The sequence below is a fragment of the Pseudomonas sp. genome (assembly GCF_037994325.1).
Taxonomy (GTDB): Bacteria; Pseudomonadota; Gammaproteobacteria; order Pseudomonadales; family Pseudomonadaceae; genus Aquipseudomonas.
Genome location: NZ_JBBNAH010000753.1, coordinates 1 through 1,331, shown reverse-complemented (window position 1 = coordinate 1,331; position 1,331 = coordinate 1). Strand labels below are relative to the sequence as shown.

Genomic DNA, 1,331 nt, shown 5'->3' with positions numbered 1-1,331 from the left:
CCCTGGATGACACGTTCTACGGCGGTTACTACGGCGAGCCGCGCAACGTGTTACTAACCACTAAATATCAGTTTTAAGGTTAAAAAAACGGCCCCATTTGGGGCCGTTTGTGCGGGTGTGTCTAACGCTGAAATGCGGCGTGTAATTCGGCCAATGTCGCAAAGTGATACGTCGGGTTTTGCGCAAGAATTTCTTCCTCGCTACCAAAGCCATAACCCACTGCCACACTCTCCAAACCATTGCTGCGCGCGCCGATCAGGTCGTGCTTACGGTCGCCGACCATCAGGGTTTGGCTGGGGTCCAGTTGCTCCTGTTCCAGCAGGTGGGCAATCAGTTCCACTTTGTTTGTGCGCGTGCCATCGAGCTCACTGCCGTAGATCACTTTGAAGTGCTTGGCGAAGTCGAAGTGGCGGGCGATTTCCTTGGCGAACACATGGGGCTTGGAGGTGGCGATATACAGCGTGCGGCCTTGGTTGTTCAGGCTGCTTAGCAATTCGCTGACGCCGTCGAATACCAAATTTTCGTACAGCCCGGTGACCTTAAAACGCTCGCGGTAAAAATTCACCGCCTGCCAGGCCTTGGCCTCGTCAAAGCCATAAAACTGGATAAACGCCTGCAACAACGGTGGACCGATAAAGTGCTCGAGCTTGGTCAGGTCCGGTTCATCGATACCGAGCTTAGCCAGGGCAAATTGAATGGAACGGGTAATGCCTTCACGGGGGTCAGTGAGGGTGCCGTCGAGGTCGAAGAGGATGGTTTGCTGGTGCATGACAAGGCGCAGCCCAAGAGTCAGGGGGCGCCATAATACCTCACGCCACTACTCGACCCGTCGACGGTATAGGGGGAGCGTTAAGCCTTCAACTGCGGCTCTAACGCCACCGCCAACCACTCCATAAACACCCGCACCCGCTGCGGCAAGTTGCGCCGGTGCGCGTACAGCAACGTGACGTTCATCGGTGCGGCAACAAACTCCGGCAGTATCTCCACCAGCTCACCGCGGGCCAGGCATTCACGCTTGCCGGCCACTGGCGCCTGGATAATGCCAAAGCCACTCAGGCAGGCGATGTTGTAGCAGTCGGTGTTATTCACCGTCATGGTGCCGGCCATGGGGATGCGCTGGGTTTGGCCGTCTTGCTGGTATTCGAAACCGCCCGAGCGCGAGCCAAGGGTGGACACGTAATGCACCAAGCGGTGATTGGCCAGGTCAGCCAAGGTTTTCGGCGTGCCGTACCGTTCAAGGTAAGCCGGGCTGGCGTAATTGGCCTGCCGTAGCGCACCCAAGCGGCGCGCCACCAAGGTGGCGTCGGGCAGCTCGCCGACCCGCAGTACAC

2 protein-coding genes are annotated in these 1,331 nt (G+C 58.0%); both read right to left on the bottom strand.

The window, feature by feature from the left end; genetic code table 11:
• Positions 1-121 precede the first annotated feature (121 nt).
• On the bottom strand, positions 122-769 hold the full coding sequence (locus tag AAAB16_RS25335; protein ID WP_340665844.1) for an HAD family hydrolase: 648 nt from the start codon (positions 767-769) through the stop codon (positions 122-124).
• Between the two features lie 80 nt (positions 770-849).
• Positions 850-1,331, bottom strand: a 482-nt coding sequence (locus AAAB16_RS25330; protein WP_340665843.1) for a LysR substrate-binding domain-containing protein, incomplete at its 5' end; no start/stop codon positions are given.

Excerpts from the sequence above, each read along its gene's own strand:
- AAAB16_RS25335 (WP_340665844.1), bottom strand. The coding sequence starts at position 769 with ATGCACCAGCAAACCATCCTCTTCGACCTCGACGGCACCCTCACTGAC.